This is a genomic window from Sporichthya brevicatena (assembly GCF_039525035.1).
Taxonomy (GTDB): Bacteria; Actinomycetota; Actinomycetes; order Sporichthyales; family Sporichthyaceae; genus Sporichthya; species Sporichthya brevicatena.
Window position 1 is genome coordinate 271,988 of sequence record NZ_BAAAHE010000007.1, and the last position, 26,861, is coordinate 298,848.

Below are 26,861 nucleotides of genomic sequence, written 5' to 3' on the forward strand. Positions count from 1 at the left end.
CTGCGTGAGTTCACTCGACGACCTCGATCTGCCCGAGCGGGACATCGTCCGCACGGTCGCGGACTTCGTCGACCGCGAGGTGCGGCCGGCGGTCCGGGACCTCGAGCACGCGAACACCTACCCCGAGGCGCTCATCGAGGCGATGAAGCGCCTCGGCATCTACGGCCTCGCGGTGCCCGAGGAGTTCGGCGGGACCGACGTGAGCATGCCCTGCTACGTCCTCGTCACCGAGGAACTCGCGCGCGGGTGGATGAGCCTCGCCGGCGCGATGGGCGGGCACACCGTCGTGGTCAAGCTGCTCACGCAGTTCGGGACGCCGGAGCAGCAGAAGACGTGGCTGCCGCGCCTGGCCACCGGCGAGGTCCGCGCGACGATGGCCCTCACCGAGCCCGGCGGCGGCTCCGACCTGCAGGGCCTGACGACGACCGCGCGACTCGAGGGCGACGAGTACGTCGTCGACGGCGCCAAGACGTGGATCAGCAACGCCCGCCGGGCGGGGCTCACGGCCCTGCTGTGCCGGACCGACCCGGCCGCCCAGCCCGCCGCGCGGGGGATCTCGGTGCTGCTCTGCGAGCCCGGACCCGGCCTGACGGTCTCGAAGGACCTGCCCAAGCTCGGCTACAAGGGCGTCGAGGCGTGCGAGTTGATCTTCGACGGGTACCGCACGCCGGCGACCAACGTCCTCGGCGGCGAGCCCGGGCGCGGGTTCGCGCAGATGATGAAGGGCCTGGAGACCGGGCGCCTGCAGGTCGCGGCCCGGGCCCTCGGCGTCGGCCGCGCGGCCTACGAGGACGCGCTCGCGTACAGCCAGGTCCGCGAGACGTTCGGCAAGCCGATCTGGCAGCACCAGTCGATCGGGAACTACCTCGCCGACATGGCGACCTCGCTGGAGGCGGCGCGTCAGCTCACCCTGTACGCCGCGCGCCGCTTCGACGCCGGGCACCGCGTCGACCTCGAGGCCGGCATGGCCAAGCTGTTCGCGTCCGAGGCGGCGATGAAGATCGCGCTCGACGCGGTCCGCATCCACGGCGGGTACGGCTATTCGACCGAGTTCGACGTCGAGCGCTACTTCCGCGACGCCCCGCTGATGATCGTCGGCGAGGGCACGAACGAGATCCAGAAGAATGTGATCGTGCGTCAGCTGATCGAGAGGAATCGGCATGCCTGAGGGTCCCGACCGAATGTCGGCGCTCGACGCGTTCTTCTTCTACACCGAGGAGGACGGGCGCAACCACATGCACGTCGGCGGGTTCGCGCTCGCCGACGGCACCGCGCCGAGTGCCGAGGAGGTCGCGAAGGCGCTCGCGCCGAAGATCGCGCGCATCCCGCGGTACACCCAGCTCGCCCGGCCGGCTCCGTTGCACGTGAACCGCCCGGAGTGGGTCCCGGCGCCCGACTTCGACATCACCGAGCACGTCCGCAGGGTGACTGCGCCCGAGCCGGGGCACGTCGGCGTCTGCCGCGTCGTGGGCGACCTGATCTCCGTCCAGCTCGACCGGTCGCGGCCCCTCTGGGAGGTCGTCGTGATCGACGGCGTCGCCGAGGGCCAGTTCGCGATCTTCTGGAAGATCCACCACAGCATGGTCGACGGGGTCTCCGGGACGCAGCTGCTGACGATCCTCTTCGACGACTCCCCGGACGGCCCGACCACCGAGCTGCCGCCCCTGCCCGCCGGCGCGGACGTCGCCCCCCGCTCGCGCCTGCGCTCGACGACCGACGCCGTCACCGGCCTCGGCAAGGACGCCGTCGGCCGGGTGCGCTCGCTGCGTCCCTCGACGGTGACCAAGGCCGCCCGGGTCGGCGCGGCCGGCCTCGCGCTGACCCGGCGCAACCTGATGCCGGACCTGCGCAGCCCGCTGACCGGACCGATCGGCGCGACGCGCTCGTTCGACTTCTGCGCGATCCCGTTCTCCGACGTGAAGACCGTGCGCGGCGCGTTCGGCGGCACCGTCAACGACGTCGTGCTGACGATCGTGCTCGACGGCTTCCGCGAGCTGCTGGAGTCCCGTGGCCTGAAGGTGACGGGCAAGCACCTGCGGCTGATGAACCCTGTCGCGCTGCGCGAGCGCGACGCCGAGGGCCGCCCGCTCGGCGACGGGACGATGGAGACCAAGGCCTCGGCGCTGATGCCCCGGCTGCCGCTCGACGTCGACGACCCGGTGCAGCGCCTGGAGTTCGTCCGGGGCCACCTCGCCGAGCTGAAGCAGACCGCGCAGGCCGACGCCGTCAGCGCGATGAACGAGATCCAGGCCGTGCTCCCGGGGACGCTGAACGCGATCTACCTGCGGGCCAGTTCCGCGATGCCGCAGCGCTCGCTGCAGACGACGGTGACGAACGTGCACGGGCCGACGATCCCGCTGTTCCTGCTCGGCCGACCGCTGCGGCGGATCGCGAACTACGCGCCGCCGTTCCCGGTCGGGGCGCGGTCGTCCGTCACCGTCTACAGCTACAACGGCGAACTCGTCTTCGGCATCACCACCGACCGCGAGTCGCTGCCCGACGTCGACCGGATCGCGGCTGGCATCCAGCGCTCGATGGACGAGCTGCTCGAACGCGCCGCTGTGCTGAACACCTGACATGCAGCAGCTCAGCGGACACGACGCCACGTTCCTCGCGCTCGACACCGGCAACTCGAGCGGGCACTCGGGGTCGGTGGCGCTCCTCGGCGCGGGCCGGACGCTGACGCGCGCCGACGTCGTCGCGCAGGTCGAGGCCCGGCTGCCCGCGGCGCTGTGCCGGCGGCTCGCGCCGGTGCCGCTCGGCCTCGACCTGCCGTACTGGGTCGCGGCCGTGCCCGATCTCGACGTCCACGTGCAGGAGGAGACCCTGCCCGCCGGGGCGGGCCTGCCGGAGCTCGCGGCGCTCGTCGCGGACCGGCACGCCCAACGGCTCGACCGCTCCCGGCCGCTGTGGGAGCTGACGCTGATCTCGGGCGTCGAAGGTCGGCAGGCGCTGTATCTGAAGATCCATCACGCGATGGTTGACGGCGTCGGCGGCAACGACCTCCTGCTCGCGCTGTTCGGGCCCGACGCCCCGCCGCCCGCCCCGCCGCTGCTCTCGAGCCCGTCCGCGCGGCACCTGCTGGTCCGCAGCGTCGCCTCGATCCCCGGCCGCACTGGGCGGACGGTCCGCACCGTCGCCGGCGTCGTGCGCCGTCTGCCCGACGTGGGCGCCGAACTGCTCCGCCGGGCTCCGGCCACGCCGCTCTCCGGACCGGTCTCGCCGCACCGGCAGCTCGCCCTGGTCCCGCTCGACCTCGCGGAGATCCGCAAGGTCCGCGAGGCGCTCGGGCTGACGGTGAACGACGTCGCGGTCGCGGTCACCGCGGGGGCGCTGCGGACCTGGCTGGGGGAGGCCGACGCACTCCCGGTCGAGCCACTGGTGGCCGCGGTGCCGATGTCGCTGCGCGCGGCGGAGAGCAGTGGCGGCAACGTCTTCACGCTGCTGGTCGCGCCGCTGCCGACCGACGTCGCCGACCCTCGCGGCCGCGCCCTGGCCGCCGCGGAGTCGATCCGCGCCGCCCGCGCCGCTCAGGGCGCACTGCCCCCGACGACGCTGACCGACCTGACCGCCCTCGCGGTCCCGGCCCTCGCCGGCCCGGGCCTGGGCCTCGCCGCGCGGCTCGGCCTGGTCTCCCGGCTCCGGCCGTTCAACCTGATGCTCTCGACCGTCCCCGGACCGCGGGAGACCCTCTCCTGCGCGGGGGTCCCGTTCACCGCGTACTACCCGCTCTCCCAGGTCGCCGAGGGCCAGCGGCTGAACGTCACGATGTTCGGCTACGCCGGGGCCCTCCACGTCGGCCTCCTCGCCGACGCGGCCCTCGACCTCGACGTCGAGCGGCTGGCCGAGCTGATGCGGGCCGAGCTCGCCGCGCTCGTCGCCGTTTCGGGCTGACGGTCAGTCAGTCAGCTAGTCAGTCAGTGAGCAGGTCCGCGCGGAGGCGGTCGAGCTCGGGGCCGACGCCGAGCTTCTCCAGGTAGGAGACGGGGGAGCCCCAGCGCTCGTCGACGGCGTCGAGGAACGCGGCCATGCAGGCGCGCGGCGTGCGGGTGAAGGCGTAGCGGTTGCCCTCGCTCATCGGGACGGCGTCGGGGACGTGCTCGTCGATGTAGGCGAGCATCCGTTCCATGCCGGTGCCGCTGGCCTCGTAGTCGTCGAGAACGTCCTCACGGGAGACCCCGAGGGTCTCGAGCAGGAACGCGGCGATCACCGCGGTGCGGTCGCGGCCCGACGCGCAGTGGATCAGCCGCGGCTGGTCGCCGGCGGCGGCGAGGGCGCGCCAGAGGCGGCGGGCGATGTCGTCGTCGGCGATCATAGCGAGGTACTCGTCGCGGACGAACTCCGGCTCGATGTAGCGCGCGAGGTTCTCCGGCACCGGCTCCTTGGACATGATCGAGCAGCGGACCGGGTCGAGGCCGAGCGTGGTCCAGACGTGCGAGCCGCGGGCGTCGACCTCGACGTCGAGGCGCAGGTCGATCACCGTCGTGATGCCGAGCGCGCGCAGGGCCTCGACGTCGGCCTCGGTCGCGCGGTGCGGGTCGTCGGAGCGGTAGACGAGGCCGGGGCGGACGGTCCGGCCGTCCGCGGTGCGCAGACCGCCGAGGTCGCGCACGTTGAACAGGCGCTCGAAGGTCAGCTCGCGTCCCGTCACGATGCTCCTTGGGCGAGGGTGGCGATGTCTGCCGTGATTGTCGGCCACAGAGCCTCGGGCAGGTCGTGCCCCATCCCCGTGTGCACGACGAGGCGGGCGTTCGGCACGGCGCGGGCGGTCGCGAGGCCACCCTCGGCGCGGATCAGGGGGTCGTCGGCGCCGTGCACCACGAGCGTCGGGGCCTTCACCCCGCGCAGGGCACGCACCCGGCTGCCGCCGGCCATGACGGCGGCGAGCTGGCGTGCCTGCCCCGCCGGGTCGTGGCTGCGGCGGAACGCGGAGGCGGCGTACTCGCGCAGCCAGGCCTCGTCGAGCGGGAAGCCGGGGGAGCCGATGATGCGGAACTGCTTCACGATGCGGTCGGCCGCCTGCTCGGGCGTGCGCGGCGGCGGCAGCAGGAACAGGCGCCGGGCCGCGAGCGTCGGGCGGCCGATCCGGGGCGCGGGCGTGGAGGAGATCGACGTCAGCGACCGGACCTTCTCCGGGTGCCGGATCGCCAGCTTCTGGGCGATCATCCCGCCCATCGAGACGCCCACGACGTGCGCGGAGTCCCAGCCCGCGGCGGTCATCACGGCGACGGCGTCGTGCGCGAGGTCCTCCAGGCCGTAGACCGCGACCATGCGGGGCACGGTCATCACCGCGGGCCAGGCCGGCGCCCCGAGGTGGGAGAGATGGGTCGACTCCCCGGCGTCGCGGTTGTCGAATCGGACAACGTCGAACCCGGCGTCGACGAGCTGTTCGCACAGCCCGTCGGGCCAGAACTGACGGTGCACCGCGAAGCCCATGACCAGCAGCAACGGCTCCCCGGTGCCGGGTCCGAGCCGCTCCCAGGCCAGCTCGACACGGCCGTTGGCGGCCCGAGCGACGTTCATCCGGCTCCTTGCCCTCGCCCGGAAAATACTCTAGTAATCTATCATTCAGTAGACGACGAAATCGTCGCTGCGAGATCTTCCGAGGAGCCGCCTCGTGCCCGCTCAGATCCCCGCCGTGGACTACCTGGTCCTCGGCAACGAGCCCCACCTGCAGGTCTGGCGGTGCGACGACTGCTCCGCGGCCTACTTCGACCGCCGCAACGGCTGCGCCCGCTGCTTCGGCACCGCGTTCACGCGGCAGCCCGTGGCGAGCGAGGGCGTCGTCCGCGCGTTCACGCGCGTCGAGCGCGGGGCGAAGGAGCCGTTCACGTCGGTGGTCGTCGACCTCGGCGAGGGCGTCCACGTCAAGGCGAACCTGCGGGGCGTCGACGACCCGAACCTGATCACGCCCGACTTCAAGGTCCGGATGTTCACCTACGTGGTGGGCACCGACGACGAGGGCACCGAGGCCGTCGCGTTCGCGTTCGAGCCGGTGGGGAGCTGAGCATGTCCAACAACGTGTGGGTCATCGGAACCTCGATGACGCGGTTCGGGCGCTTCGGTGAGAAGGACCTCATGGACCTTGCGGTCGAGGCCACCTCGGGCGCGCTCAAGGACGCCGACCTCGACCTCGGCCAGATCGGCCTGCTGGCGCTGGGCAACGTGTACGAGACCAACTCGCACCACGGCCAGCGGCTGCAGAACCAGATGGGCCAGACCGGCATCCCGGTCTACAACGTCGTGAACGCCTGCGCGACCGGCGCGACCGCGGTGCGCGTGGCGATGATGTCCATCCTCGCCGGTGAGACCGATCTCGGCCTCGCGGTCGGCGTCGAGCAGATGGGCAAGATGGGCCTGATCGGCGGCAGCAAGCGCCGCGACGAGAAGAAGGTCTACACGCCCAAGGGCCGTTACGGATCGGTGGTGAAGACCGAGGGGACGTTCGGCACGAACCTGATGCCGGGCGTCTTCGCGCAGGCCGGCACCGAGTACGCCCTCCAGCACGGTGTGACGCAGACTCAGTTCGCGAAGGTCGCGCACAAGAACCATCTGCACTCGACGCTGAACCCGCTGGCGCAGTACCAGAAGGAGTTCAGCCTCGAGGAGATTCTCGCCGCCGAGGTCATCGCCTGGCCGAACACGCTGCCGATGTGCTGTCCGACCGGTGACGGCGCCGCCGCGGTGATCCTCTGCTCGGACGCCAAGCTCGCGACGCTCGACCCGGACGTCCGCCGCCGCGCGGTGAAGGTCTCGGCGTCGGTGCTCACCTCCGACCCGTACGTCGACGGCGGCCAGGTGCAGGCGGACATCAACACCCTGACCCGCAACGCCGCCGCGCAGGCCTACGAGAAGGCGGGCGTGGGCCCGGCTGACCTCGACCTGGTCGAGCTGCACGACTGCTTCGCGACGGCCGAGCTGCTGCACTACGACAACCTCGGCCTCTGCGAGCCGGGCGGCGCGGGGGAGTTCATCGACTCCGGCGCGCCCTACCGCGACGGCCGGATCCCGGTGAACGTCTCGGGCGGTCTGCTCTCCAAGGGCCACCCGCTCGGGGCGACCGGGGTCGCGAACATCTACGAGATCGTCACGCACCTGCGCGGCGAGGCCGGCGCCCGGCAGATCGAGGGCGCGAAGGTCGGGCTCGCCCACGTCATCGGCCTCGCCTCCGCGTGCGGCGTGCACATCCTCGAGAAGCGCGCCTGAATGACTCTCACGGCCGACACCATCCCCGGGACGATCGCGGACGTCCGCGAGCAGTTCGGGGTGTGGCTGCACGAGAACTCCGACCGCCTGCGGGAGCTGTGCGCGCCGGGGCAGGACGTCGCGGCGACGTTCACCGCCCAGCGCGAGCTGCAGAAGCTGCTGTTCGACTCGGGCTGGATCCGCCTGGGCTGGCCGGCGGAGCTGGGCGGCCTCGGCGGGGAGATGGTCCTGCGGGCGGTCGTCGTCGAGGAGCTCTGCTCGGCCGGCTACCCGCCGCCGTTCTCGTTCGGGACGCAGGAGGTGCTCGGCCCGGCCATCGCGCGGTACGCGCCGCCGGAGCTGGCGGCCGACCTGCTGCCCCGGCTGCTCAGCGGCTCGGAGTACTGGTGCCAGGGGTTCTCCGAGCCCGGCGCCGGATCTGACCTCGCGTCACTGCGGTGCAAGGCCGTGGAGGACGGCGACGACTGGGTCATCTCCGGCGAGAAGGTCTGGACGAGCTGGGCGCAGGTGGCCGACCGCTGCCTGCTCCTCGCCCGGACCGGCGAACCCAACTCCGGCTCCCGCGGCATCACCGCGCTGATGATGGACATGGACACCCCGGGCATCGACCTGCGCCCGCTGGTGTCCATGAACGGCGACGCGGAGTTCTGTTCGCTCTACCTCGACGACGTCCGGATCCCGCGCTCGCGGACCCTCGGCGAGATCGGGGGTGGCTGGGCCGTCGCGATGACGATCCTCGCCTCGGAACGTGGCGCCGCCGCGTGGCAGCGCCAGACCTGGATGCGGGCGCGGCTGCACGACCTGCTCAAGCAGGCGCCCGACCTGCCGCCGGCCGTGGCGGGCGAGGCGTTCGAGCTCATCCACGCGCTGCGGCTGCTGTCGCGGCGCACCGTCCACGCGCTCTCGCGCGGTGAGGACATCGGGGCGACCCCGTCGTTCGACAAGCTGCTGATGTCGACGGCGGAGAAGTTCCTGTTCGCCGCGGCGCTGGAGCACCTCGGGTCCGCGACCCTGTTCGACGACGACCCGACGTCCGCCGGCTGGCGCAACGACTACCTGTACTCGCGAGCCTCGTCGATCTACGGCGGCGCCGCGGAGATCCAGCGCGACATCATCGCGGGGCGGATCCTGCGGCTGCCGGGGAGGCGCTGATGTCCATCGACCGCACGGAACTCGACCTCCTGCGCGGCGCGCTCGAGGACCTGGCGACGGCCCACCCCGCGGACCTGCGGGACGCGCTGCGCGACTTCGGTTGGGCCGACCTGCTCGTCGAGGACCCGGCCGTCGCCGTCGAGGTGCTGTTCCGCCTCCAGGGTGAGCGGCTGACCGACGAGACCCTGCTCGACGAGGTCGTGCTCGCCGCGATCGAGGGATCCGCGGCCGCCGCGGTCGTGCTGCCGCTGCCGGGTCAGGAACTGAGCAGCCGTTACGACTCCGAGGGCGTCCGCGTCGACGGGGTGTTCACCCGCCCGGTCGAGGCCGGCGCCACGGTGCTCGTGTCGTGCCGCGCGCTCGGCGGCACCGCGGTGCTCGCCGTCCCCGTCGACGGCCTGCTGCAGAAGGCGGCGCAGGGCCTGGACCTCGGCCGCCCGTGGGTGCGGGTGCGCGGCGACGTCCATCCCGGCGCGGTGGCGCACGTCGGCGGTGACGCCGCCTGGGAGCGCATGCTCGCGGCCGGCCGGCGCGCGCTGGCCGCCGAGCTGCTCGGCCTCGGCACCCGGATGCTCGACCTCGCCGTCGAGCACACCAGCTCCCGCGTCCAGTTCGGGCAGGCGCTCGCGACGTTCCAGGTCGTCCGGCACAAGCTCGCCGACGTCCGCGTCTGGGGCGAGGTCGCCGAGCTCGCGTTCGCGGCGGCGTGGGAGGACACCGACCCGCTGGCCGCGACGCTCGCCAAGTCCGCGGCCGTCCGCTACACCGCGACCGCGCGCGAGCACGTTCAACAGTTGCTCGGCGGCATGGGCTTCAGCTGGGAGCACGACTTCCACCGCTACCTGCGGCGCGCGATCGTGCTCGAGTCCCTGCTCGGCGGCGCGAGTGCGCTGCGGGCGGAGATCGGGACGTCGATCTGTGAGTCCGGGCGACTGCCCGACCTCGCGGCGCTGTAGCCCTGTCCCTGTTCGAGAGGTCCGCCCGGTAGAAAGGCTGGTCATGAGTCCGACCGCGCTCGAGGTGCTGACCTCGGACGGATCGCCCGGCAGCCTGCCCGCGGGTGTGGCCGAGCTGCGGCTGACCCGGCCCGAGCTGCTCAACCGGTTCGACGAGGTGCTGCTCGACGAGCTCGGCCCGGCGCTGACCTCCCTAGCCGAGGACCCGGGCGTCCGCGCGGTCGTGTGGACCTCGACCGGCAAGCACTTCTCCGCCGGCGGCGACACCGAGGAGATCCTCGCCTCCTACCGCGACCCGGAGCACCTGAGCGCCGGCGTCGAGCGCGGCAAGACGCTGTACCGGACGTTCGCCGGCTTCACCAAGCCGCTGGTCGTCGCGCTGCACGGGCACACGTTCGGCGTCGCGACCTCGCTGGTCCTGCTCGCCGACGCGATCGTCACCACCCCGAGCGCGCGCCTGTCCGACCCGCACGTGCACATGGCGCTCGTCGCCGGCGACGGCGGCGCGATCAGCTGGTCGGTGAACCTGCCGCTGATCAAGGCCAAGCGCCACCTGCTCTGGGGCGAGCCGCTGACCGGGCAGGAGGCGTTCGACCTCGGCCTGGTCTCCGACCTCGTCGAGGACGCGGACAAGGTGCGTGAGGTCGCCGTCGAGCTCGCCGGCCGGGTCGCCGCGCTGCCGCCCGTCGCGGTTCAGCTGACGAAGGCGACGCTGAACGCCGGGCTCGCGAAGCGCGTCGACGAGCTTCTCGACGTCGGCTTCGCGAACGAGGCGATCAGCAACCGGACCGAGGACGTCGTCGAGGCCGTCACCGCGTTCAAGGAAGGCCGTCCCGGCCGCTGGACCGGCCGATGAGCACCGACGTCAGCGAGCAGCTCGCGGCGATCTGGGGCCGGGAGATCGGGCCCGCGACGATCGCCGGGCACGACGGCCTCGCGGTCTCGCCGCGGCCGACGGAGTTCGACCAGCTGCTGATCGGCGCGGAGCGGTGGGCGGACCGCGAGTTCCTCGTCCAGGGGGACCGGCGCTTCACCCACGGGGAGTTCCGCGCGGCGATCCCGGCGGCGGCCGACCGGCTCGCCGCGGCGGGCGTCGGCCCGGGCGACCGCGTCCTGCTCCTGTCCTACAACTCGCCGGAGTTCGTGCTCGCGCTCTGGGCGCTGTGGTGGCTCGGGGCGGTACCGGTCTTCGGCAACCGCTGGTGGAGCGAGGCCGAGCTCGAGCACGCGCTCAAGGTGACCCGGCCGGTGCTCGCGCTGACCGACCGGGCCGACTGGGATTCCGAAGGGCTGACGGTCCATCAGCTGACGACGCTGACCCCCGCCTTCGGCACCGCCTCGGACCGGCCCTGCGCCCGCGCCGGGGACGAGGACGCCGCCGCGCTGATCCTGTTCACCTCGGGCAGCTCGGGCGTCCCGAAGGCCGTGGTGCTCTCGCGTCGGGCCGTGATCGCGAACCAGCACAACCTGATGCTCCGCACCCGGCGCCTGCCGCAGGACCTGGACGCCTCGCGCCCGCAGGCCGTGACGATGGTGTGCACACCGCTGTTCCACGTCGGCGGGGTCAGCAACATCCTGCTGGCGCTGCTCATCGGCACGAAGATGGTCTTCAACCACGGCCGGTTCGACCCGGGCCAGGTGCTCGAGCTGATCGAGGCCGAGAAGGTCCAGAGCTTCGCCGGCGTCCCGACGATGGCGGCCCGGCTGATCGAGCACGACGACTTCCCGCGCCGCGACCTGAGCTCCCTGCGGGCCCTGCCGATGGGCGGCGCCCCGGTGCCGGCGGCCCTGCTTGAGCGTGTGGTCGAGAAGCTGCCGCAGCTGCGCCGCGGCGGGCTCGGCAACAACTGGGGGATGACCGAGTCCGGCGGGTTCCTCACCGCGGCCGGCGCGTCGGACCTGACCGAGCGGCCGGGCACGGTCGGGCGTCCGCTGTCATGCGTCGAGGTCCGCATCGACTCCCCGGACGCCGACGGCGTCGGCGAGATCGTCGTCCGCGCCCCGACGGTGATGCTCGGCTACCTGAGCGCCGACGGCTCGCTCGACGGCGTCGACGCCGAGGGCTGGCTGCGCACCGGTGACCTCGGCCGCGTCGACGACGACGGCTACGTGTACCTGCTGGGGCGCTCGAAGGACATCGTGATCCGGGGCGGGGAGAACATCGCCTGCGCCCACGTCGAGGGCACGTTGCTGACGCATCCTCAGGTCCGCGAGGCGGCGGTGTTCGGATTGCCGCACGACGACCTCGGCGAGGAGCTCGCCGCCGTCGTCGTGCACGCGGGTGAGGCCCCGACGTCGGCCGAGCTGCGCGAGTACCTGCGGGCGCGGCTCGCCTACTTCGAGGTCCCGACCGCGTGGCGGATCACCACCGACCCGCTCCCGACGCTGGCGGGCGAGAAGATCGACAAGAAGACCCTGAAGGCGACCTTCGTCCGTGATCCGGAGTGAGTGACGGCATGCAGCTGACCCCGGCCGACGAGTTCTTCACGCACCAGACCTCGCTGCCGCACGCGATGGTCGCGACCAGCGACCCGAGCTGGCGGGAGCGGTACTGGATCAGTGTCCAGGACGTCGCCGGGGGCGACACCGTGATGACGATCGGGCTGGGCAAGTACCCCAACACCGACGTCATGGAGGCCTTCGTCGCGCTCTCGCACGCCGGCACCCAGCGCAACCTGCGGCTCTCGCGCACCCTGCTGCCGCGCTCGACGGAGATGAGCGTCGGCCCGCTGCGGGTCGAGGTCGTCGAGCCGCTGCGGCACCTGCGGCTGGTGTGTGAGGCGAACTCCAGCGGAGTCGAGTTCGACATCGACTGGCGGGCCCGGACCGAACCGTTGCTGGAGGGCCGGTTCTTCCAGATCAGCCGGGCGCGGGTCACCTACGACGCGATCCGCTACGTGCAGCACGGCCGGGCGACGGGGAGGCTGACCGCGCCCGGCCTGGACGCGACGCTGACCGAGGACACGTGGTGGGGCGAGCGGGACCACTCGTGGGGCACCCGCCCGCTGCCGCGCGCGCCGGGGATGCCGCCGGGGGAGCGCCCCGAGTGGCGGATGCTGCTGTTCGCGCCGCTGCAGCTGCCGGAGTTCGGGTTGCACCTGTACCTGCAGGAGGCGCCGGGCGGGCGTGCGGTGCACCTGTCCGCGGGCCTGACGCCGCTGGTCGGCCGGGACCCCGAGCCCGAGGCGATCGTCGCCGTCGAGCACGACCTGGAGTGGGTCGCGGGCGCCCCGGCCCCGACATTGTCCGGCGGCACAGTCGTGCTCCGCCTGTCCGACGGCCGGGCGCTGGAGTTCGGCCTGCGGACCCGGCCGGGCCGCGCGCACCTGCGCGGCGGCGGGTACGAGGGCTGGAACGGCTGGTTCCAGGGCCACTGGCGCGGGGACGACACCGCCGAGTCCGACGTCTGGGACCTGACCGACCCGGCCCAGTTCTACCGCTACGCGAAAGCGGGAAGCGACCACCTGGTCGAGGTCACGCACAACGGTCAGACGGGCTATGGCATCGTCGAGTACATGGTGCTGCCCGGATACCACCGCTACACCGAGGCCCTGCCTCCCCGGAGGGACGCATGACTGAGCCTCACTTCTCCGAGAACCTGTTCGAGGACGACGTCACCGACGACCTCCCGTCGGACGAGGAGATCTTCGAGGTCGACGAGGACGACTCGGGGCTGAAGGCCCAGCTCAAGGAGTTCCTCAAGGACCAGCTCAACGACGAGGCCGGCCCGATGATCGAGTCGCCGCCGGTGCCGATCGCGGGCGGGAGCTCGAAGCACCACTACAAGTTCACGGTCAGCTGGTTCAACGGGACCAAGCGCATCCGCCGGCACATGATCCTGCGTCAGGAGCCCGCGTCCGGCGTCGTCGACTCGGACATGCAGACCGAGGCGATCATTCTCAACGCGTTGCGCGGCGGTGACGTCCCCGTCCCCGCGCTGCAGTGGTCGGACCTGACGCCGACGTGGTTCGACACCCGCACGCTGATCTTCGAGCAGAGCCGCGGCGAGGCCGACCGCGCCGTGCTCCGCGACAAGGACCCGTTCAAGCTCGGGCTCGAGGGCCGCGTCGACCTCGCCCGCGCGATGACCGGCATCCTCGCCGACCTCCACGCGCTGAACCCGGCGGAGCACAGCCTCGACCTCGTCCTGCCGTACCCGGACGACTCGGTGATGAGCGAGGTCAACAAGTGGGACTACGCCGTCGACAAGGAGCAGCTCGACCCGCAGCGGCTGCTCGCCCCGGCGCGCGACTGGCTGCAGGTTCACATGCAGCCCGGCTCCCCGGAGCTCAGCCTCGTCCACGGTGACTTCCGGCCGGCGAACTTCCTCGTCGACGACGGCCGTCCGACGACGTTGCTCGACTGGGAGATGGCCCACCTCGGTGACCCTGCCGAGGACGTCGGCTGGTACACCTGCTCGCTCTACCGGACCGAGCACTTCCCCGAGGGCTGGGGCGTCGAGGACTTCCTCGCCCGCTACGTCGAGCGCGGCGGCCCCGAGCTCGAGCCCGAGCGGATCAAGTTCTGGCAGGTCTTCGCGGTCTTCAAGCTCGCGGTGATCGCGCTCCGCGCCGTCCGGAACGTCGAGTCCGGCGCCGTCGACGGCCCGAAGCCCCCGATCGACCGGGTCATCGAGACCCTGAACGCCGACATCGCCTGAGCTGCTTCCTTGCGTCCGACGATGTGGCTGCAATAGCGACCACTTCTTCGGACGTCACGGGGTGTTTCAGGGGCGCACGGTCAGGTGCGCCGCGAAGGCGATCCCGAACTCGGCGGGAACGACGATCTGCCCCTCCGTCTCGCCGACTCGGGCGCGCCAGGCCAGGGAGACGAGTTTGTCCGACTCGCCGGCCGGAGCGGGCGTGGGGGGCCCGGGGTGAATGGTCACCGGCGCCGGGGAGCGGTCGCGGAACCGCCCGACGCTCCAGGACGGGGTCGCCTGACGCTGTGTCAGGCTCAGCCGGCCGCGCTGCGGCGCTGCGCCGGGACGGACGAACTCGGCGGGCAGCTGCACCCGCGCCCCGCGGCCGTAGCGGTTGAGGAACCGATGGGCCCGCCTCGTCATGCTGAGGTTTCGCAGGGGCGTCTCGGCTCCGAGGGCGTGCTCCAGCGACGAGATGTCGTGGGCCAGCCGCTCGTGCGACAACGGGAAGCCGAACATGATCGGGACCCTAGTGGCCGTGCGGATGGTGGGAAGACGCAGCGAGGCGCTTCCCGTCAGTCGCCGGCGGCGGCGCGGAGGCGGGCGAGGACCTCGACGAGCTCGGCGCGGTCGGCGACGGAGGTCCCGGCGAGGCCGTACTCGAATTCCCCGAGGGCGGCGGAGGCCTTGCGGACCAGGGCCCGGCCCTCGTCGGAGATCGTGACCAGGGTCGCGCGGCGGTCGGACGGGTGCGGGCCGCGAGAGAGCAGGCCGCGGGCCTCGAGGCGGTCGGTCGCGAGCGTCGCCGTCGTGGCGTGGACGAGCAGGCCGCGGGCGAGGCGGGAGACCGGCCGGGTGCCGGTCTCGGACAGCTCCAGCGTCATCAGGAGCATGTAGTCGGTCAGGTTGAGGCCGTGCTTCTTGAGCTCGTCCTCGACGGCGACGGTCATCAGCCGGTGGAAGCGCAGGACCGAGCTCATCGCGATGAACGCGTCCTCGCCCGCGCCGAGGTTCTGCTGGCGCCAGTAGTGGCGCGCCCAGTCGACGGGGTCGGAGTGGGGTTTCGCCCGGCCTCCGCCCTCGGTCGCGGGCTCCGCACTCATGCGCGCAGCTTATCGCGTACTGAAATGTCTATGCCATAATAGTTTACAACTAGACCATCTGTCGGAGAGCACGGAGGAGCAGCCATGGGGAACCTGGACGGACGCGTCGCGATCGTCACCGGAGCGGCCCGGGGCATCGGTCGCGAGCACGCGTTGCTGCTCGCGGCGGAGGGCGCGAAGGTCGTCGTCAACGACCTCGGTGGTGCGCACGACGGCACCGGCGCCGCGGCCGGCCCGGCGGAGGACGTCGCGGCCGAGATCCGCGCGGCCGGGGGCGAGGCCGTCGCCAACGGCGACGACGTCGCGGACCCCGCGGGTGCCGAGCGCCTCGTCCGGCAGGCCGTCGACACGTTCGGCCGCCTCGACGTGCTCGTCAACAACGCCGGCATCCTGCGCGACCGCGTCCTGATCAACCTCACCGACGACGACTGGGACCTCGTGGTCCGCGTCAACCTCACCGGGACGTTCGTCTGCACCCGCGCCGCCGGCAACTACTGGCGCGAGCAGTCGAAGGCGGGCGTCGAGGTCGCGGCGTCGGTCATCAACACCACCAGCGAGTCCGGCGTCTTCGGCAACCCGGGCCAGGCGAACTACGCCGCCGCCAAGGCCGCGGTCGCGTCGCTGACGCAGGTCGCGTCGAAGGAGCTCGCGCGCTACGGCGTCCGCGTCAACGCGATCGCGCCGCAGGCCCGCACCCGCATGACCGAGTCCGCCTTCGGTGACGCGCTCGCCCCGAAGGAGGGCAAGTTCGACCGGTTCAACCCGGCGAACGTCAGCCCGTTCGTGGTCTACCTCGCCTCCCCGCTGTGCGAGATCACCGGCGAGGTGTTCATCGTCGGCGGCTCCCGCGTCCAGCGCGTCAAGCCGTGGGAGAAGGATCGCGAGTGGAAGCTCGACACCGACGGCCGCTGGACCGTCGACGGTCTCGCCAAGGCCGTCGCCGAGGCCGGCGTCCCCCAGGGCAGCGGCTGGACGGCGAACCCCGACAAGGGCTGACGGCCTTGAGAGGATTCCGGCATGACTGACGCGAAGAACGCCGTGCGGGACGAGGAGCCGACGATCCTGCTCGAGCGGGACGACGACGGGGTCGCGACGCTGACCCTGAACCGCCCGGCCCGGAAGAACGGGATCCACCGCGGGATGGTGGACGCCGCGATCACGGCGCTCGATGAGGTCGCGTCCGACCACCGGAACCGCGTGCTCGTCGTGACCGGGGCCGGGAACGCGTTCTGCTCCGGCATGGATCTCGTGGAGCCGATGGCGCCCGACGAGCTGACGTTCATGCGCCGCGTCGGCATCCTGTGCCGGAACCTGCACGAGCTCCCGATCCCGACGATCGCGAAGGTCCGGGGCCCGGCGATCGGCTTCGGGGCGAACTTCGCGCTGTGCTGCGACCTCGTCCTCGCCGCGGACGAATCGACGTTCGGCGAGCTCTTCGCCGCCCGGGGTCTCGGCCTCGACGGCGGGGGCTCGTGGTCGCTGCCCCGGCTCGTCGGGCCGCAGAAGGCGAAAGAGATCGCGTTCTTCGCCCAAAGCCTGACGGGCAGTCAGGCCGCGGCGATCGGGCTGATCAACAAGTCGGTTCCGGGGGACTCACTCGACGGCGTCGTCGCGGAGTGGGCCTCGACCCTCGCGGCCGGCCCCCGTCGCGCGCTGTCGATGATCAAGTCGCAGATCAACACCGCGCTCGAGACCAGCTTCTCCGCCGCGCTGGAGAAGGAGGCGGTCGCGCAGGCCCAGGCCGCCCGCGCCTCCGAGGTGAAGGAAGGCGTCAAGGCGTTCTTCGAGAAGCGCAAGCCAGACTTCCGCGCCGCCGACTGACCCCCGCCCCGCCTGGCTGTAAAGAAAGGGTGACACCCCTTACTGCGCAGTAACAAGAAAGGGTGACACCCCTACTGCGCAGTAAGGGGTGTCACCCTTTCTGGCGCCAAAAGGGGTGTCACCCCTACTGAAACAGGGGGGACGTCAGAGGTCCATGAGCTCGCGGTAGAGGGCGTAGAAGTGGCGGATCTTCGTCTCCTGGTAGGCGCCGAAGGAGACGCCGGGCTTGTGCTCCACCAGGGTGTGGAGGCCCTTCTGAACGAAGCCGACGTTGAACTCGTCCTGGAAGAAGACGCGGGCGAGGGGGCCGAGCTCGATCGCGTCGAGGAACGAGTCCTCGAGGCCGAGGCGGCGGACCGGGGCGTCCGGGGGGCGCTCGCCGGCGAACGGGGAGAGGACGAGGACCTCCATGAAGCAGGTCTCGGGGTCGAAACCGTTGGGACGGAACCGGTAGCAGGTCCGGTTGTAGCTGCCCCAGGGGTGGAAGTTCGGAAACGCCGTGTAGAAGAACGTGTCCACGCACTCGGAGTCCGACAGCGTCTCGGCCTTCTCGCCGAGGGACTCGCGCATCCGCTTGCGCGTCGCCGCGGCGATGACGGTGCGGGCGGTGGCGTCGTCCGGCAGTTCGAGGATGCGCGGGTCGTCGAGGCCGAGACCCATCATCGCGTCGAAGATCTGCTGCTCGGTCGGCTCGTACGACAGGTGCGGGGACGGAGTGCCGCGCGGGGTGATGGCGCGGCTGATCCACCCCCACGCGTCGTACTGGGAGTTCGCGTCGCCGATGCCGCGCAGCAGCTGCGGGTGGGTGGTGACGACGTGGAAGCTCTCCATGAAGGCTTCCTGTGCGACCTTCCAGTTGCAGGGCAGCAGCTTCTCGACGTGCGCCTCGACGTAGCGCCCCTCGAGGTCCCAGTGGTCGAGCTCGGTGAGGCGGCCGAGGTAGTCCCGCAGCGGAACCTGATCCTCACTCAGGCAGACGAAGACGAACCCGCCCCACGTGTCGACGCGGACCTGCGGGAGGGCGAAGCCGTCGTCGGTCACGTGGGGGAAGTCCCACCGCGCCGGCACGCGCTTGAGGCCGCCGTGCAGGTCCCAGCAGAACCCGTGGAACTGGCAGGCGAGCTCGGTGGCCGGGCCGTCCTCGTGCCGCAGCTGACGGCCGCGGTGCAGACACGCGTTGTAGAACCCGCGCAGGACGCCGTCCTCGCCGCGCACCAGCAGGATCGAGAGGTCCGCGATGTCGTAGACGACCGTGTCGCCCGGGTTCGCGACCGCGGTCTCGCGGCAGGCGAACTGCCAGACGGTCTTCCAGATCCGCTCCTTCTCCAGCACCGCGATGTCGCGGTCCAGGTAGTAACGGGCGGGGATGTCGGCGACGCCGAAGTCGGACTCGCCCTCCGCGCGCAGGAACGCCGGCACGTCGTGGGTGTCCCCGTCGAGCAGGTCCTGGTAGCTCGGGCCGGGGGAGCGGTCGGGGCGAGCTTGGTCGAACAGGCCCGGTCGCCGGCCGGGTCGGTCGGTGGGTCGGTCGGCGGGTCGCTCAGTAGGTGCGGTCATCCGGATCGCTCGCCTTCCACGCCGTCGTGCTGGGTGAACCCGACCAGGTGACGGGACGCGGGGGTGTACCCGTGGGTGCCGACCCAGCGGCACATCTCCGGGTCGGCGGTACGCAGGTCGCCCTCGAGCCAGAAACCGCGGTAGTCGAAGATCCCGCGGAGGTCGCCCTTGGTGACCTCGACGCGGCCGTCCTCCAGCCCGGCGTAGATCGCGCCGCTGAAGGGGTGCTCGAGGCGGTGTGCCATGAAAATAGTCTAGCTCTAGACCAATCGCCGTGCCGATTCCGCGTCCGAGCGCAAGATCGGCGTGAGACCCTGACCGCGATGAACTCGCACGCGCCGGGCCCGAAGTTGCCCTGGGAGGGCAAGGCCCAGCCCGCCGACAAGATCATCGTCACCGCGATCATGCTCAGCGGGATCTACGGACTCGCGACGATGCCGCTGATCCCGTGGATGATCCAGAACCACCCGGTCGCCCTGGCGGCGATCCGCGGCGGGATGACCGCGATCGTCAACCTCGGGGCGCTCGCCCGGGTCGACGAGGTCAGCCTCTGGGCCGCCGTGTTCGTCGGCCTCCCCGCGACCGTCATGTTCGACTGGGCGTACTGGTGGGCCGGTCAGCGCTGGGGCGAGCGCAGCCTGCACATGATCCTCGGTGAGTCCCGCAAGACCGAGATGCGCCTGGCCAAGGTCAAGCGCCTGACGGTCCGCTTCGGCGCGATCGCCGTCCTGACCGCCTACTACTCGCCGCTGCCCACCGTGCTGATCTACGCCGCCGCCGGCTGGGCCGGCATGCGGTTCACGACGTTCCTGATCCTGGACGTCCTCGGCGCGCTGCTGTGGACGAGCGTGCTGGCCGGCCTCGGCTACTGGGTCGGGCAGTCCGCCGTCGACGCCGTCGAGGCGTTCGCGGACTACACGCTCTACCTGACGCTCGCGCTGATCGTCGTCATCGTGATCCGGCAGATCTGGAACACCCGCCAGCAGCTGCGGGCGGCGCCGCCCCGCCGCGCGCCGGAGGACGCGGCGCCGGAGGACGCGGCGCCGGAGCCGGACGTCGAGCCGGACGTCGACCCGGACAAGACCCCGGTGGAGTAGCGGGTCACTCGATCCCGGTCCGCATCCCGTCCTGGGTGAGGTCGATCCACATCTTCTTGCCCGCCTTGGTGGCGGTGAAGGTGACCACGAACTTGGGGTCGGGCTCGAGGTTGAGGTCCCCGTTGCCGGGCTTCAGCTTGTCCGTGGCCCACGCCGGGGGACCGGAGGCCGGGTCCTTGCGGGTCCAGCCGGCCTTCGCCAGGATCTCGATGGCCTCGGCGCCGGTCATGCCCTTCCAGAGTGCGGCGATGCCGCCCCAGTCCGGGCCCTCGGCGGGGTCGCAGTTCATCGTGTCGGCGGGCTTCATCCGCTCGATGCGGCGCAGGTTCTTCGCCGGGAACAGCGTCATCACGTGCTTGGTCAGCAGGGCGTTGGACGCCTCGATCGAGCGGGCGCACTCGCCCTTGGGGACCTTCGGGCCGCCCTTGGCCGGGTCGTCGCCCTTGATCAGGCCCTCGTGGTCGCCGGCGGGCTCGTTCTGCGCCGTGCCGCCGCCCGCCGCGTCGCCGAGCGTCTTGGCGTCGTCGGCGGCGGGGACGAGGCTGAGCTGACCCTGGATGTCCTCCTGCTGCTCGTCGCCCGCGCAGCCGGTCACCGCCAGCAGCAGGGCGAGACCGCCCGCCGCGCAGACCCGTCGTGCCCTTCCCGCCGTGATTCTCATGGCCCTACTGTGCCCACTCGCGGCCGACCTACGGGGGAGGTACGGCTCAGAAGCTCGCGTCGAGGAAGGCGGGCGTGCTGCGGTCGAGCGTGTTCGACTGCAGTCGTTCGGCCAGGCGGAGTTCGGTCCGGGCGGCGGCGATGGCCCGGCTCAGGTCCTCGGCGACCCGCAGCTGCCGGGCTGCGATGGCCTCGGCGCGGGCCCGCAGTCGCTCGGGCAGCGGGCCGGACAGCTCCGGCGCGACCCAGTCCGGCCGCGGCGCGGGGAGCTCGGCGGGGGTACCCGCGGCGAGGAGCTCCTCGGCCCGGGCGACGTCGAGTTCGAGGGCGGTCAGGGCGTCGGCCCAGGCGTCGTCCCAGGTCGCGGTGTCCGCGCCGGCGAGCCGCAGGGTGCGATCGGTCATGACGACCCCCTACCCCACGCGGTCGACCGAAGCCGCCGCGGCCGAAACTTCCAGCGCGGCGGCGCGCCACGCCTCCGCGAGGGGCTCGACCAGGGTCCGGACGGCCGCGGTGCGCTCCGGGTCGCCGGACACGTTCGCCCGGACCAACTCGGAGTGTAGGAACGTGTAGAGCGCGGCCAGGGCGGGCCCGCCCTCCCAGAGCTCGGGACGGAGGCTGCCGGCCAGCTCCAGGACGATCTCCTGGGCGTGCAGCAGGTGGGTGTTCGCGGCGGCCCGGTCCCCGACCGACTGCGCGTCCGCGCCGCGGGTCAGGTCGAGCAGCAGGCGGTCGTAGAGCATCGTGACCAGCCGCGTGGGCGAGGCGGTGGCGACCGCGTCGTCGAGGAAGCGCGCCCGCTGGGCGGCGATTCTCGCTCCGCCGTTGAGGCCCAAGGCGTTCGCCGTGGTCAGGCCGCTGCTCATCCGGGACTCCCCGTTCGAAGGTGCCGAATAGTCCGTCAGGAGGGGTGGCGTCACTGCGAGCCCCACGTCGGCAGGGACGCGAGCTGGCCGGACAGCCAGGAGGACTGGTTCCGCAGCGACGAGAGCGCCGTCTCCATCGCGCTGAACTGCCGCACCAGGGCGGCCTTGCGCGCGGAGAGCCGGGTGTCCCAGTTCTCGATGCGTGTCCCGAGGTCCTTGATGGCCGCGTCGCGGCCCTGAATGGCGAGGGTGACCGAGCCGGACGTCGAGTCCGTCGCGCCCTTCGCGACCGCGGCCAGCGAGGCCCCGACGCCGGCGGCGAGGGCTTGGGCCCGGGCGGGGTCCTCGGCCATCAGCTCGACGAAGCGGGCGCGGTCGAAGGTCAGCCGGCCGTTGCGGTCCAGGCCGATGCCCGCGGTGCCCGGTGCCCCGGCGCCCGCGACGACGTCGACCGCGCCGAGCGTCTGCGACTGCAGCGTGCGGATCGCGGCCTCGCCGACCAGTGGCGCGCCCTTCTTGCTCGCGGTGTCGTAGGTCGACTGCTTCGCGGCCTCGGCCAGCGCGGCGTTGGCGGCGTTGACCATCGCGGCGACCTTGTCGGCGATCGACTCCGCCGTGACCGCGGTGGACACCGACACCCCCGTCTCCTCCTTGCTCACCGTGAAGGTGGTGCCCGGGAGGACGTCGGTGAACGTGTTGGTGGCCGACTTCACCGTCAGGCCGCCGCCGAGGTCGATCTCGGCGTCGGTGCCGGTGCGGACGACGCTGGTGGCGCCGAGGCCGTCGAGGGTGAACTGGCTCGCCTCGCCGGTGTCCTTGGCGGTGATCTGCAGCCGGTACGTACCGGGGGCGACCTGGACGACGACGGCCTGCAGGTCGAGCGAGGCGCCGTTGACGCCGGTCGCGGTGTTGATCGCGTTGATCAGGCCGGAGACGGAGTTGTCCGTCGCCGTGATCGCGAACGCCATCCCGCCCTTGTCGCCGGTCAGCACGACCGGCCAGGTCTGCACGATGTCGTTGATGTCGGAGAAGGTCCCCGTCGCCAACGAGTGCGACCGCGCCACCGAGGTGACGTCGAAGTCGAGCCGGCCGAGGGTCGCGGTGGCGGTGCTGCTCGCCTTCACCGACGCGGACGAGGACGACGTCACCGGCGTGGTCCAGGTGTCGGGGTTCGCGATCGCCTCGGCGGCCGTCGCGAGCGCGGCGTAGCGGGTGTTGATGCTCTGATAGGCCGACACGGCGGCCTGAGCCTCGCTGACCTTGTTCTTGAGCGACGTCTGCGGCGCCGCTTCGGCCTGGATGAGCTGGTTGATCAACGAGGTGGTGTCCAGCCCGCTGATCAGTCCGTCGACCGACATACCGGCCATCGGGACCTCCTTCGGCTACTGGTGGAGCTGGGGGTGGTGCAGGAGTGGTGCGCTCGCCCCGGGGAGGTGTGGCCCCCTCCCCGGGGCGTCGCGCGTCTGGCGGGACGGCCGAAGGATCAGCCGCGGAGCAGCTGCAGGACGCCCTGCGGGGCCGAGTTGGCCTGAGCCAGCATCGCGGTGCCGGCCTGGGACAGGATCTGGCTCCGGGTGAAGCTGACCATCTCCGCCGCCATGTCGGTGTCGCGGATCCGGCTCTCCGACGCGGACAGGTTCTCCACCGCGACGTTGAGGTTGTTGATCGTGTGCTCGAAGCGGTTCTGGTAGGCACCGAGCTGCGCACGAGCGGTCGACACGTTCTTGATCGCGTTGTCGACGAGGTCGATCGCCGACCGCGCGTTCGCGGTGTTGCTCAGGCTGGCCGCGTTGACGCCGAGGCCGGCGCTGTCGAAGCCGGTCGCGGTGCCGAGAACGGCCTCGGCACCGGCCGTGGCGGTCTCGGCGAGACCCAGGGCGGTGGTGAGCGAGTCCGTCGAGGCCGCCAGCACGTTGATGCTGGAGGATGCGCCGGTGGTCTCCGAGGTCAGCGTGACGACGCCGGCCGCCTCCGACGCGATGGTCCCGGTGGAACCGGTCGCGGTCTGGTAGGCGGTGTTGATGGCGCTGACCACCGTCGCCGCGGTGGCGTCGTTCGCCACCGTGACGTCGAACGACGCGCCGCCGTCGACCGACAGGGACAGCGTGCCGCCGGTGTAGGTGCCGGGAACCGCGCCGCCGCCGGTGACCGTGGCCGCCGTCGCCGCCGAACCCGTCACGGCCGTGCCGAACGCCGCCGCGGTGAGGGCGACGTCGATGCGGTCGTTGAGGGTGTTGTTGGCGCCGACCTGGAAGTTGCCGGAGTAACCGGTGGAGCCGTTGACGCCCACGTCGAGCAGCTTCTGGCCACCGAACGACGTGGTCTTGGCGATGCGGTCCAGCTCGCCCTGGAGCTGGGCGAACTCGGTCTGGGCCGCGGCCTGGGCCTTGGCGTCCTGGCTACCGCCGTTGGCGGCCTGGACGGCGAGGTCACGCATGCGCTGCAGGATCGAGGTGGTCTCGGTCAGCGCACCTTCTGCGGTCTGGACGACCGAGATGGCGTCCTGGCTGTTCCGAACGGCGACCTTGAGGCCACCGATCTGCGAGCGCAGGCCCTCGGAGATGCTGAGGCCGGCCGCGTCGTCCGCTGCGCGGTTGATGCGGAAACCGCTGGAGAGACGCTCGAGCGACTTCTCCATCTGACCCGACGTCACCGACAGGTTGCGGTAGGCGTTCATCGCCGAGATGTTCTGGTTGATGCGGAGTCCCATGATGGAGTCCTTTCCTGATGGGTTCTCGTGATCGGTGGGGCCGTCCGTGGCCCGACACCGAGGATTTCGGCCGCCGAAGCGGATACCTGAGGAGTCAGGCGGTCTTCTGCTCGCCGGTGCGCGGGCTGGTGTCGACCGGACGCGCGGACAGGCGGGAGCGGTAGTCGCTGCGGGCGGCGACGGCGGCGTAGTACGCCTCGTGCCGCTTCGCGGCGCGGCCGGTGGCGGCGGCGGGTGCCGGCCGCTCCTCGGCCAGGGCGGCGTTGAGGCCGCCGCGCAGGAGGGTGAGGGCCTCGGCGCGCATCTGCGAGACGCGGGACTCCGTCACGCCCAGCTGGGCGGCGGTCTCCGCCATCGGGCGCTCCTCGAAGTAGTACTGCGTGACCACGGTGCGGAGACGCTCCGGCAGCGTCAACACGGCGTCGTGGAGGTAGCCGATGCGCTCGTGCGCGAGCAGCTGGTCCTCGGGGCCGGCCTCCGACGAGGGCGCCAGGGTCTCCACGGCCTCCGGGTCGGCGAAGCCGTCGAGGGAGAGGACCACGGCGCGGTGGACGTCGTGTCGGCCGTCGGCGATCTCCGACACCTCGACGCCCAGGGCGGTGGCGATCTCGGTGTCGGTCGGCGTGCGGCCGAGCTCCGTCGTCAGCTGCGCGACGACCGTCTCCTGCCGGCGAGCCTTGGCGCGGACCGAGCGCGAGGCCCAGTCGGTGTTGCGCAGCTCGTCGATGAGAGCGCCGCGGATGCGGATGCTCGCGAACCGGGTGAACGGCACGCCGCGGTCCGCGTCGTAGGCGCGGACGGCGAACGCCAGAGCGGCGAGACCGGCCGAGGTCAGCTCCGCGCGCGACACGTGCGCGGGAACCTTCGCGAGGACTTCCGAGACCAGGTAGCCGACCAGCGGAAGGTTCTCGCGGACCATGGCCTCTTCGTCGATCGAGCGGGCCGACGGGGGCAGCGGCGTCGCGGTGGGGGAAAGCAAAGAGTTGGTCACGAGGGCCTTCTCGGCCCCTTAAGGCCCGGGACTGAAGGCCCAGGTCACGGGCCGTGTCCGGTCACGTTCCGTAGTGCCCGATTTGCGCCCGGAACTCGGGACCAAAGTCCCGAGCGACACGCCGGGGCGGTTCCCCTCAGGTGGGGTGGACCCGCGCCGATAGGTCCGCTGACACGACACCGGTGAAGGGTGAGGGGCGATGGGTCTCGCGGAGGTCTCCACGATTCTCTGGCGCGAGCGCGAGCTTCTGGAGCTCTTGCTGTTCAAGCTCGAGGAGGAGCAGCTGGTCCTCACGTCGGGCCGCTCGCGCTGGTTGGCGCGCGCGACGAAGGAGGTCGAGATCGTGCTGGCGGAGATCCGCCGCACCGAGCTCGCCCGGGCCACCGCCGTCGACGAGGCCGCCGAGGCGCTCGGCCTGGCGCCGAACCCGAGCCTGGCCGCCCTCGCGGACGCCTGCGCGGAGCCCTGGTCCGGCATCCTGCGAGACCACCGCACCTCCTTCCACGCGCTGACCGCCGAGATCACCGCGCTCGCCAACAGCAACCGCGACCTGATCACCGCCGGCAAGCAGGCGACGGAGGAGACCATCCGGATGCTGATGGCCCTGAACTCCAAGGGCGACGACGTCCCGACCTACTCCCCGAGCGGCACGGCCAGCGCGTCCGTGCCCCGGGCCCGGCTGATCAACGAGACGCTGTGACCAGCTTCTCCGGCCTGTCCACCGCGCTCACCGGCCTGCAGGCCGCACGCCGCGGGCTGGACGTCACCGGCCAGAACATCGCGAACGCCAACACCGACGGCTACACCCGGCAACGGGTCGTGCAGCAGTCGGTGGGGGCGCCCGAGGTCCCGGCGCTGTGGGCGACCTACGACGGCGCCGGGGGCGGCGTCCGCGTCACGGACGTCGCACGCCTCTCGGACGACTTCCTCACCGCGCGGGCCCGGAGCGAGTCCGGGACCCTCGCCCAGCTGACAGCGCGTCAGGCCACGATGGCCGGCGTCGAGTCCGTGCTCGGGGAGCCGGGGGACACCGGCATCGCGTCGCAGCTCTCGGACCTGTGGGCCGCGTGGCACGACGTGGCGAACCGGCCCGGTGACGTCGCCGCGCGTGCGCAGCTGCTCGCCCGCACGACGACGGTCGCCGACGGACTCCGCGCCGCACACCTCAAGCTCGACACCCAGTGGACGGCGGGGCGCGAGCAGCTCGCGGTCGCCGTCGACCAGGTCAACACGACTGCAGCCAACGTCGCCGAGCTGAACCAGGCGATCCTGCGCAGCACGCAGGCCGGCATCCCGGTCAACGAGCTGCGCGACCAGCGGGACCAGCTGATCAACGCCCTCGCCGCCGCCACCGGTGCGGTCGCCCGGGCCGGGGAGGACGGCACGATCGACGTCTACCTCGGCGGGATCGCCCTCGTCCGCGGCGAGCGGGCGGAGACGCTGGCGGTCACCGGCGCGACGTCGATGACCGACCTGCGCGCCGGTTCGAGCCCCGCGCCGGCGGTGACCTGGACGTCGATCGGCACCCCGGCCGTGCTCGGCGGCAGCCTCGGCGGGCAGGTCGAGGCGCTCGGCGTCACGATCCCGAAGTACGCCGACGACCTGGACTCGGTCGCGTTCGCCCTGCGGGACGCGGTCAACGCCGCGCACACCGCCGGTTACGACCTCGACGGCAACGCCGGCGTCGCGATGTTCTCCGCGACGGCGACGGCGAAGGACATCACGAACCTGGTGACGGACCCGCGGCTGGTCGCGGCCTCCGGCCAGGCGCCGAACCCGGACCCGTCGCTCGACGGCAGCAACGCGTCCGTCCTCGCCGAGATCGGTCGCGGCGCGAGCTCACCTGACAACGTCTACCGCCGATTGGTGGTCGACGTCGGGGCGGCGGCGCAGGCGGCCAACCGCCGGCAGCAGATTCAGGCGTCGGTCTCCACACAGGCAGCAGCCGCGCTGGAGTCCGCGGTCGGAGTGAACGTCGACGAGGAGATGGTGGGACTGCTCAGCTACCAGCGCGCGTACGAGGCGGCCGCGCGCGTCATCACAGCGATCGACGAGGCGCTCGACGTCCTGATCAACCGCACCGGCCTGGTGGGGAGGTAA

The 26,861-nt window shown here is 71.9% G+C and carries 28 protein-coding genes; 16 read left to right on the top strand and 12 right to left on the bottom strand.

The window, feature by feature from the left end; genetic code table 11:
- The first annotated feature begins 4 nt into the window (after window positions 1–4).
- The 3 genes from ABD401_RS04490 to ABD401_RS04500 are packed head-to-tail and all read left to right on the top strand — an operon-like array spanning window position 5 to window position 3,894.
- A complete protein-coding gene (locus tag ABD401_RS04490) occupies window positions 5–1,168 on the top strand; it encodes an acyl-CoA dehydrogenase family protein (protein WP_344602042.1) in 1,164 nt (387 codons plus the stop codon).
- Window positions 1,161–2,576: a wax ester/triacylglycerol synthase family O-acyltransferase gene (locus ABD401_RS04495; protein WP_344602044.1), complete on the top strand. Its 1,416-nt coding sequence runs from the start codon at window positions 1,161–1,163 to the stop codon at window positions 2,574–2,576. The genes ABD401_RS04490 and ABD401_RS04495 overlap by 8 nt, the downstream gene beginning before the upstream one ends.
- A 1-nt stretch (window position 2,577) precedes the next feature.
- Window positions 2,578–3,894: a wax ester/triacylglycerol synthase family O-acyltransferase gene (locus ABD401_RS04500; protein WP_344602046.1), complete on the top strand. Its 1,317-nt coding sequence runs from the start codon at window positions 2,578–2,580 to the stop codon at window positions 3,892–3,894.
- Window positions 3,895–3,913: 19 nt separating this feature from the next.
- Here ABD401_RS04500 and ABD401_RS04505 read toward each other — a convergent pair whose 3' ends face one another.
- On the bottom strand, window positions 3,914–4,651 hold the full coding sequence (locus tag ABD401_RS04505) for a tyrosine-protein phosphatase (protein ID WP_344602048.1): 738 nt from the start codon (window positions 4,649–4,651) through the stop codon (window positions 3,914–3,916).
- The gene (locus ABD401_RS04510; protein WP_344602050.1) at window positions 4,648–5,523 is read right to left on the bottom strand and encodes an alpha/beta fold hydrolase; all 876 of its coding nucleotides are present in this window, start codon (window positions 5,521–5,523) and stop codon (window positions 4,648–4,650) included. Before ABD401_RS04510 ends, ABD401_RS04505 begins: the two co-directional genes overlap by 4 nt.
- A 94-nt stretch (window positions 5,524–5,617) precedes the next feature.
- Between ABD401_RS04510 and ABD401_RS04515 the strand changes: the two genes are divergently transcribed.
- The 8 genes from ABD401_RS04515 to ABD401_RS04550 are packed head-to-tail and all read left to right on the top strand — an operon-like array spanning window position 5,618 to window position 13,974.
- Window positions 5,618–6,007 (top strand): Zn-ribbon domain-containing OB-fold protein, encoded by a 390-nt coding sequence (locus tag ABD401_RS04515; RefSeq protein ID WP_344602052.1) that lies wholly within the window; start codon window positions 5,618–5,620, stop codon window positions 6,005–6,007.
- A gap of 2 nt (window positions 6,008–6,009) precedes the next feature.
- Window positions 6,010–7,206 (top strand): thiolase family protein, encoded by a 1,197-nt coding sequence (locus ABD401_RS04520; RefSeq protein WP_344602054.1) that lies wholly within the window; start codon window positions 6,010–6,012, stop codon window positions 7,204–7,206.
- The gene (locus ABD401_RS04525; protein WP_344602056.1) at window positions 7,207–8,358 is read left to right on the top strand and encodes an acyl-CoA dehydrogenase family protein; all 1,152 of its coding nucleotides are present in this window, start codon (window positions 7,207–7,209) and stop codon (window positions 8,356–8,358) included.
- Window positions 8,358–9,314 carry an acyl-CoA dehydrogenase family protein gene (locus ABD401_RS04530; protein ID WP_344602058.1) on the top strand — a complete coding sequence of 319 codons (957 nt, stop codon included), beginning with the start codon at window positions 8,358–8,360 and terminating at the stop codon, window positions 9,312–9,314. Before ABD401_RS04525 ends, ABD401_RS04530 begins: the two co-directional genes overlap by 1 nt.
- Before the next feature lie 43 nt (window positions 9,315–9,357).
- A complete protein-coding gene (locus tag ABD401_RS04535; protein WP_344602060.1) occupies window positions 9,358–10,170 on the top strand; it encodes an enoyl-CoA hydratase/isomerase family protein in 813 nt (270 codons plus the stop codon).
- Window positions 10,167–11,762, top strand: a complete 1,596-nt coding sequence (locus ABD401_RS04540) for a class I adenylate-forming enzyme family protein (protein ID WP_344602062.1) — start codon at window positions 10,167–10,169, stop codon at window positions 11,760–11,762. The genes ABD401_RS04535 and ABD401_RS04540 overlap by 4 nt, the downstream gene beginning before the upstream one ends.
- An 8-nt stretch (window positions 11,763–11,770) precedes the next feature.
- Window positions 11,771–12,889: an Rv3169 family protein gene (locus ABD401_RS04545; protein WP_344602064.1), complete on the top strand. Its 1,119-nt coding sequence runs from the start codon at window positions 11,771–11,773 to the stop codon at window positions 12,887–12,889.
- A complete protein-coding gene (locus tag ABD401_RS04550) occupies window positions 12,886–13,974 on the top strand; it encodes a phosphotransferase family protein (protein WP_344602066.1) in 1,089 nt (362 codons plus the stop codon). The genes ABD401_RS04545 and ABD401_RS04550 overlap by 4 nt, the downstream gene beginning before the upstream one ends.
- A 66-nt stretch (window positions 13,975–14,040) precedes the next feature.
- On the opposite strand, the gene ABD401_RS04555 is transcribed toward ABD401_RS04550, so the two are convergent.
- A complete protein-coding gene (locus ABD401_RS04555) occupies window positions 14,041–14,475 on the bottom strand; it encodes a hypothetical protein (RefSeq protein WP_344602068.1) in 435 nt (144 codons plus the stop codon).
- Window positions 14,476–14,531: 56 nt separating this feature from the next.
- A complete protein-coding gene (locus tag ABD401_RS04560) occupies window positions 14,532–15,059 on the bottom strand; it encodes a MarR family winged helix-turn-helix transcriptional regulator (protein WP_344602070.1) in 528 nt (175 codons plus the stop codon).
- Window positions 15,060–15,143: 84 nt separating this feature from the next.
- Here ABD401_RS04560 and ABD401_RS04565 point away from each other — a divergent pair, with 84 nt between their 5' ends.
- Complete coding sequence (locus tag ABD401_RS04565) at window positions 15,144–16,055, top strand: SDR family oxidoreductase (RefSeq protein ID WP_344602072.1); 912 nt, start codon at window positions 15,144–15,146, stop codon at window positions 16,053–16,055.
- Window positions 16,056–16,076: 21 nt separating this feature from the next.
- Window positions 16,077–16,880 carry an enoyl-CoA hydratase/isomerase family protein gene (locus tag ABD401_RS04570; RefSeq protein WP_344602074.1) on the top strand — a complete coding sequence of 268 codons (804 nt, stop codon included), beginning with the start codon at window positions 16,077–16,079 and terminating at the stop codon, window positions 16,878–16,880.
- A gap of 144 nt (window positions 16,881–17,024) precedes the next feature.
- On the opposite strand, the gene ABD401_RS04575 is transcribed toward ABD401_RS04570, so the two are convergent.
- Complete coding sequence (locus tag ABD401_RS04575) at window positions 17,025–18,437, bottom strand: aromatic ring-hydroxylating oxygenase subunit alpha (RefSeq protein WP_344602076.1); 1,413 nt, start codon at window positions 18,435–18,437, stop codon at window positions 17,025–17,027.
- On the bottom strand, window positions 18,434–18,682 hold the full coding sequence (locus tag ABD401_RS04580) for a hypothetical protein (protein ID WP_344602078.1): 249 nt from the start codon (window positions 18,680–18,682) through the stop codon (window positions 18,434–18,436). The genes ABD401_RS04575 and ABD401_RS04580 overlap by 4 nt, the downstream gene beginning before the upstream one ends.
- Before the next feature lie 78 nt (window positions 18,683–18,760).
- On the opposite strand from ABD401_RS04580, the gene ABD401_RS04585 reads away from it, so the two are divergent.
- Entirely contained in the window at window positions 18,761–19,534 is a 774-nt protein-coding gene (locus ABD401_RS04585) for a DedA family protein (RefSeq protein WP_344602080.1), read from the top strand.
- 4 nt (window positions 19,535–19,538) lie between these two features.
- Here the strand turns inward: ABD401_RS04585 and ABD401_RS04590 are convergent, their stop codons facing one another.
- The 6 genes from ABD401_RS04590 to ABD401_RS04615 all read right to left on the bottom strand — a co-directional run bounded on the left by ABD401_RS04590 (window position 19,539) and on the right by ABD401_RS04615 (window position 24,689).
- Window positions 19,539–20,195, bottom strand: a complete 657-nt coding sequence (locus ABD401_RS04590; protein ID WP_344602082.1) for a hypothetical protein — start codon at window positions 20,193–20,195, stop codon at window positions 19,539–19,541.
- Between the two features lie 46 nt (window positions 20,196–20,241).
- Window positions 20,242–20,598 (bottom strand): hypothetical protein, encoded by a 357-nt coding sequence (locus tag ABD401_RS04595; protein WP_344602084.1) that lies wholly within the window; start codon window positions 20,596–20,598, stop codon window positions 20,242–20,244.
- A gap of 9 nt (window positions 20,599–20,607) precedes the next feature.
- Window positions 20,608–21,060, bottom strand: a complete 453-nt coding sequence (gene fliS / locus ABD401_RS04600; RefSeq protein WP_344602086.1) for a flagellar export chaperone FliS — start codon at window positions 21,058–21,060, stop codon at window positions 20,608–20,610.
- 50 nt (window positions 21,061–21,110) lie between these two features.
- A complete protein-coding gene (gene fliD / locus ABD401_RS04605) occupies window positions 21,111–22,427 on the bottom strand; it encodes a flagellar filament capping protein FliD (RefSeq protein ID WP_344602088.1) in 1,317 nt (438 codons plus the stop codon).
- 116 nt (window positions 22,428–22,543) lie between these two features.
- The gene (locus ABD401_RS04610; protein ID WP_344602090.1) at window positions 22,544–23,770 is read right to left on the bottom strand and encodes a flagellin N-terminal helical domain-containing protein; all 1,227 of its coding nucleotides are present in this window, start codon (window positions 23,768–23,770) and stop codon (window positions 22,544–22,546) included.
- Window positions 23,771–23,864: 94 nt separating this feature from the next.
- The gene (locus ABD401_RS04615; RefSeq protein WP_425566063.1) at window positions 23,865–24,689 is read right to left on the bottom strand and encodes a sigma-70 family RNA polymerase sigma factor; all 825 of its coding nucleotides are present in this window, start codon (window positions 24,687–24,689) and stop codon (window positions 23,865–23,867) included.
- A gap of 271 nt (window positions 24,690–24,960) precedes the next feature.
- On the opposite strand from ABD401_RS04615, the gene flgN reads away from it, so the two are divergent.
- Together flgN and flgK are read left to right on the top strand one after the other, a co-directional pair.
- Window positions 24,961–25,461: a flagellar export chaperone FlgN gene (gene flgN / locus ABD401_RS04620; RefSeq protein WP_344602094.1), complete on the top strand. Its 501-nt coding sequence runs from the start codon at window positions 24,961–24,963 to the stop codon at window positions 25,459–25,461.
- Entirely contained in the window at window positions 25,458–26,861 is a 1,404-nt protein-coding gene (gene flgK / locus ABD401_RS04625) for a flagellar hook-associated protein FlgK (protein ID WP_344602096.1), read from the top strand. The genes flgN and flgK overlap by 4 nt, the downstream gene beginning before the upstream one ends.

What these genes read in the sequence shown, in the direction of transcription:
- ABD401_RS04495 (WP_344602044.1), top strand. Translation starts at nt 1,161, where the DNA reads ATGCCTGAGGGTCCCGACCGAATGTCGGCGCTCGACGCGTTCTTCTTC.
- ABD401_RS04500 (WP_344602046.1), top strand. Translation starts at nt 2,578, where the DNA reads ATGCAGCAGCTCAGCGGACACGACGCCACGTTCCTCGCGCTCGACACC.
- ABD401_RS04510 (WP_344602050.1), bottom strand. Translation starts at nt 5,523, where the DNA reads ATGAACGTCGCTCGGGCCGCCAACGGCCGTGTCGAGCTGGCCTGGGAG.
- ABD401_RS04520 (WP_344602054.1), top strand. Translation starts at nt 6,010, where the DNA reads ATGTCCAACAACGTGTGGGTCATCGGAACCTCGATGACGCGGTTCGGG.
- ABD401_RS04525 (WP_344602056.1), top strand. Translation starts at nt 7,207, where the DNA reads ATGACTCTCACGGCCGACACCATCCCCGGGACGATCGCGGACGTCCGC.
- ABD401_RS04530 (WP_344602058.1), top strand. Translation starts at nt 8,358, where the DNA reads ATGTCCATCGACCGCACGGAACTCGACCTCCTGCGCGGCGCGCTCGAG.
- ABD401_RS04535 (WP_344602060.1), top strand. Translation starts at nt 9,358, where the DNA reads ATGAGTCCGACCGCGCTCGAGGTGCTGACCTCGGACGGATCGCCCGGC.
- ABD401_RS04540 (WP_344602062.1), top strand. Translation starts at nt 10,167, where the DNA reads ATGAGCACCGACGTCAGCGAGCAGCTCGCGGCGATCTGGGGCCGGGAG.
- ABD401_RS04545 (WP_344602064.1), top strand. Translation starts at nt 11,771, where the DNA reads ATGCAGCTGACCCCGGCCGACGAGTTCTTCACGCACCAGACCTCGCTG.
- ABD401_RS04550 (WP_344602066.1), top strand. Translation starts at nt 12,886, where the DNA reads ATGACTGAGCCTCACTTCTCCGAGAACCTGTTCGAGGACGACGTCACC.
- ABD401_RS04555 (WP_344602068.1), bottom strand. Translation starts at nt 14,475, where the DNA reads ATGTTCGGCTTCCCGTTGTCGCACGAGCGGCTGGCCCACGACATCTCG.
- ABD401_RS04560 (WP_344602070.1), bottom strand. Translation starts at nt 15,059, where the DNA reads ATGAGTGCGGAGCCCGCGACCGAGGGCGGAGGCCGGGCGAAACCCCAC.
- ABD401_RS04565 (WP_344602072.1), top strand. Translation starts at nt 15,144, where the DNA reads ATGGGGAACCTGGACGGACGCGTCGCGATCGTCACCGGAGCGGCCCGG.
- ABD401_RS04570 (WP_344602074.1), top strand. Translation starts at nt 16,077, where the DNA reads ATGACTGACGCGAAGAACGCCGTGCGGGACGAGGAGCCGACGATCCTG.
- ABD401_RS04575 (WP_344602076.1), bottom strand. Translation starts at nt 18,437, where the DNA reads ATGACCGCACCTACTGAGCGACCCGCCGACCGACCCACCGACCGACCC.
- ABD401_RS04580 (WP_344602078.1), bottom strand. Translation starts at nt 18,682, where the DNA reads ATGGCACACCGCCTCGAGCACCCCTTCAGCGGCGCGATCTACGCCGGG.
- ABD401_RS04585 (WP_344602080.1), top strand. Translation starts at nt 18,761, where the DNA reads ATGAACTCGCACGCGCCGGGCCCGAAGTTGCCCTGGGAGGGCAAGGCC.
- ABD401_RS04590 (WP_344602082.1), bottom strand. Translation starts at nt 20,195, where the DNA reads ATGAGAATCACGGCGGGAAGGGCACGACGGGTCTGCGCGGCGGGCGGT.
- ABD401_RS04595 (WP_344602084.1), bottom strand. Translation starts at nt 20,598, where the DNA reads ATGACCGATCGCACCCTGCGGCTCGCCGGCGCGGACACCGCGACCTGG.
- fliS (WP_344602086.1), bottom strand. Translation starts at nt 21,060, where the DNA reads ATGAGCAGCGGCCTGACCACGGCGAACGCCTTGGGCCTCAACGGCGGA.
- fliD (WP_344602088.1), bottom strand. Translation starts at nt 22,427, where the DNA reads ATGGCCGGTATGTCGGTCGACGGACTGATCAGCGGGCTGGACACCACC.
- ABD401_RS04610 (WP_344602090.1), bottom strand. Translation starts at nt 23,770, where the DNA reads ATGGGACTCCGCATCAACCAGAACATCTCGGCGATGAACGCCTACCGC.
- ABD401_RS04615 (WP_425566063.1), bottom strand. Translation starts at nt 24,689, where the DNA reads ATGGTCCGCGAGAACCTTCCGCTGGTCGGCTACCTGGTCTCGGAAGTC.
- flgN (WP_344602094.1), top strand. Translation starts at nt 24,961, where the DNA reads ATGGGTCTCGCGGAGGTCTCCACGATTCTCTGGCGCGAGCGCGAGCTT.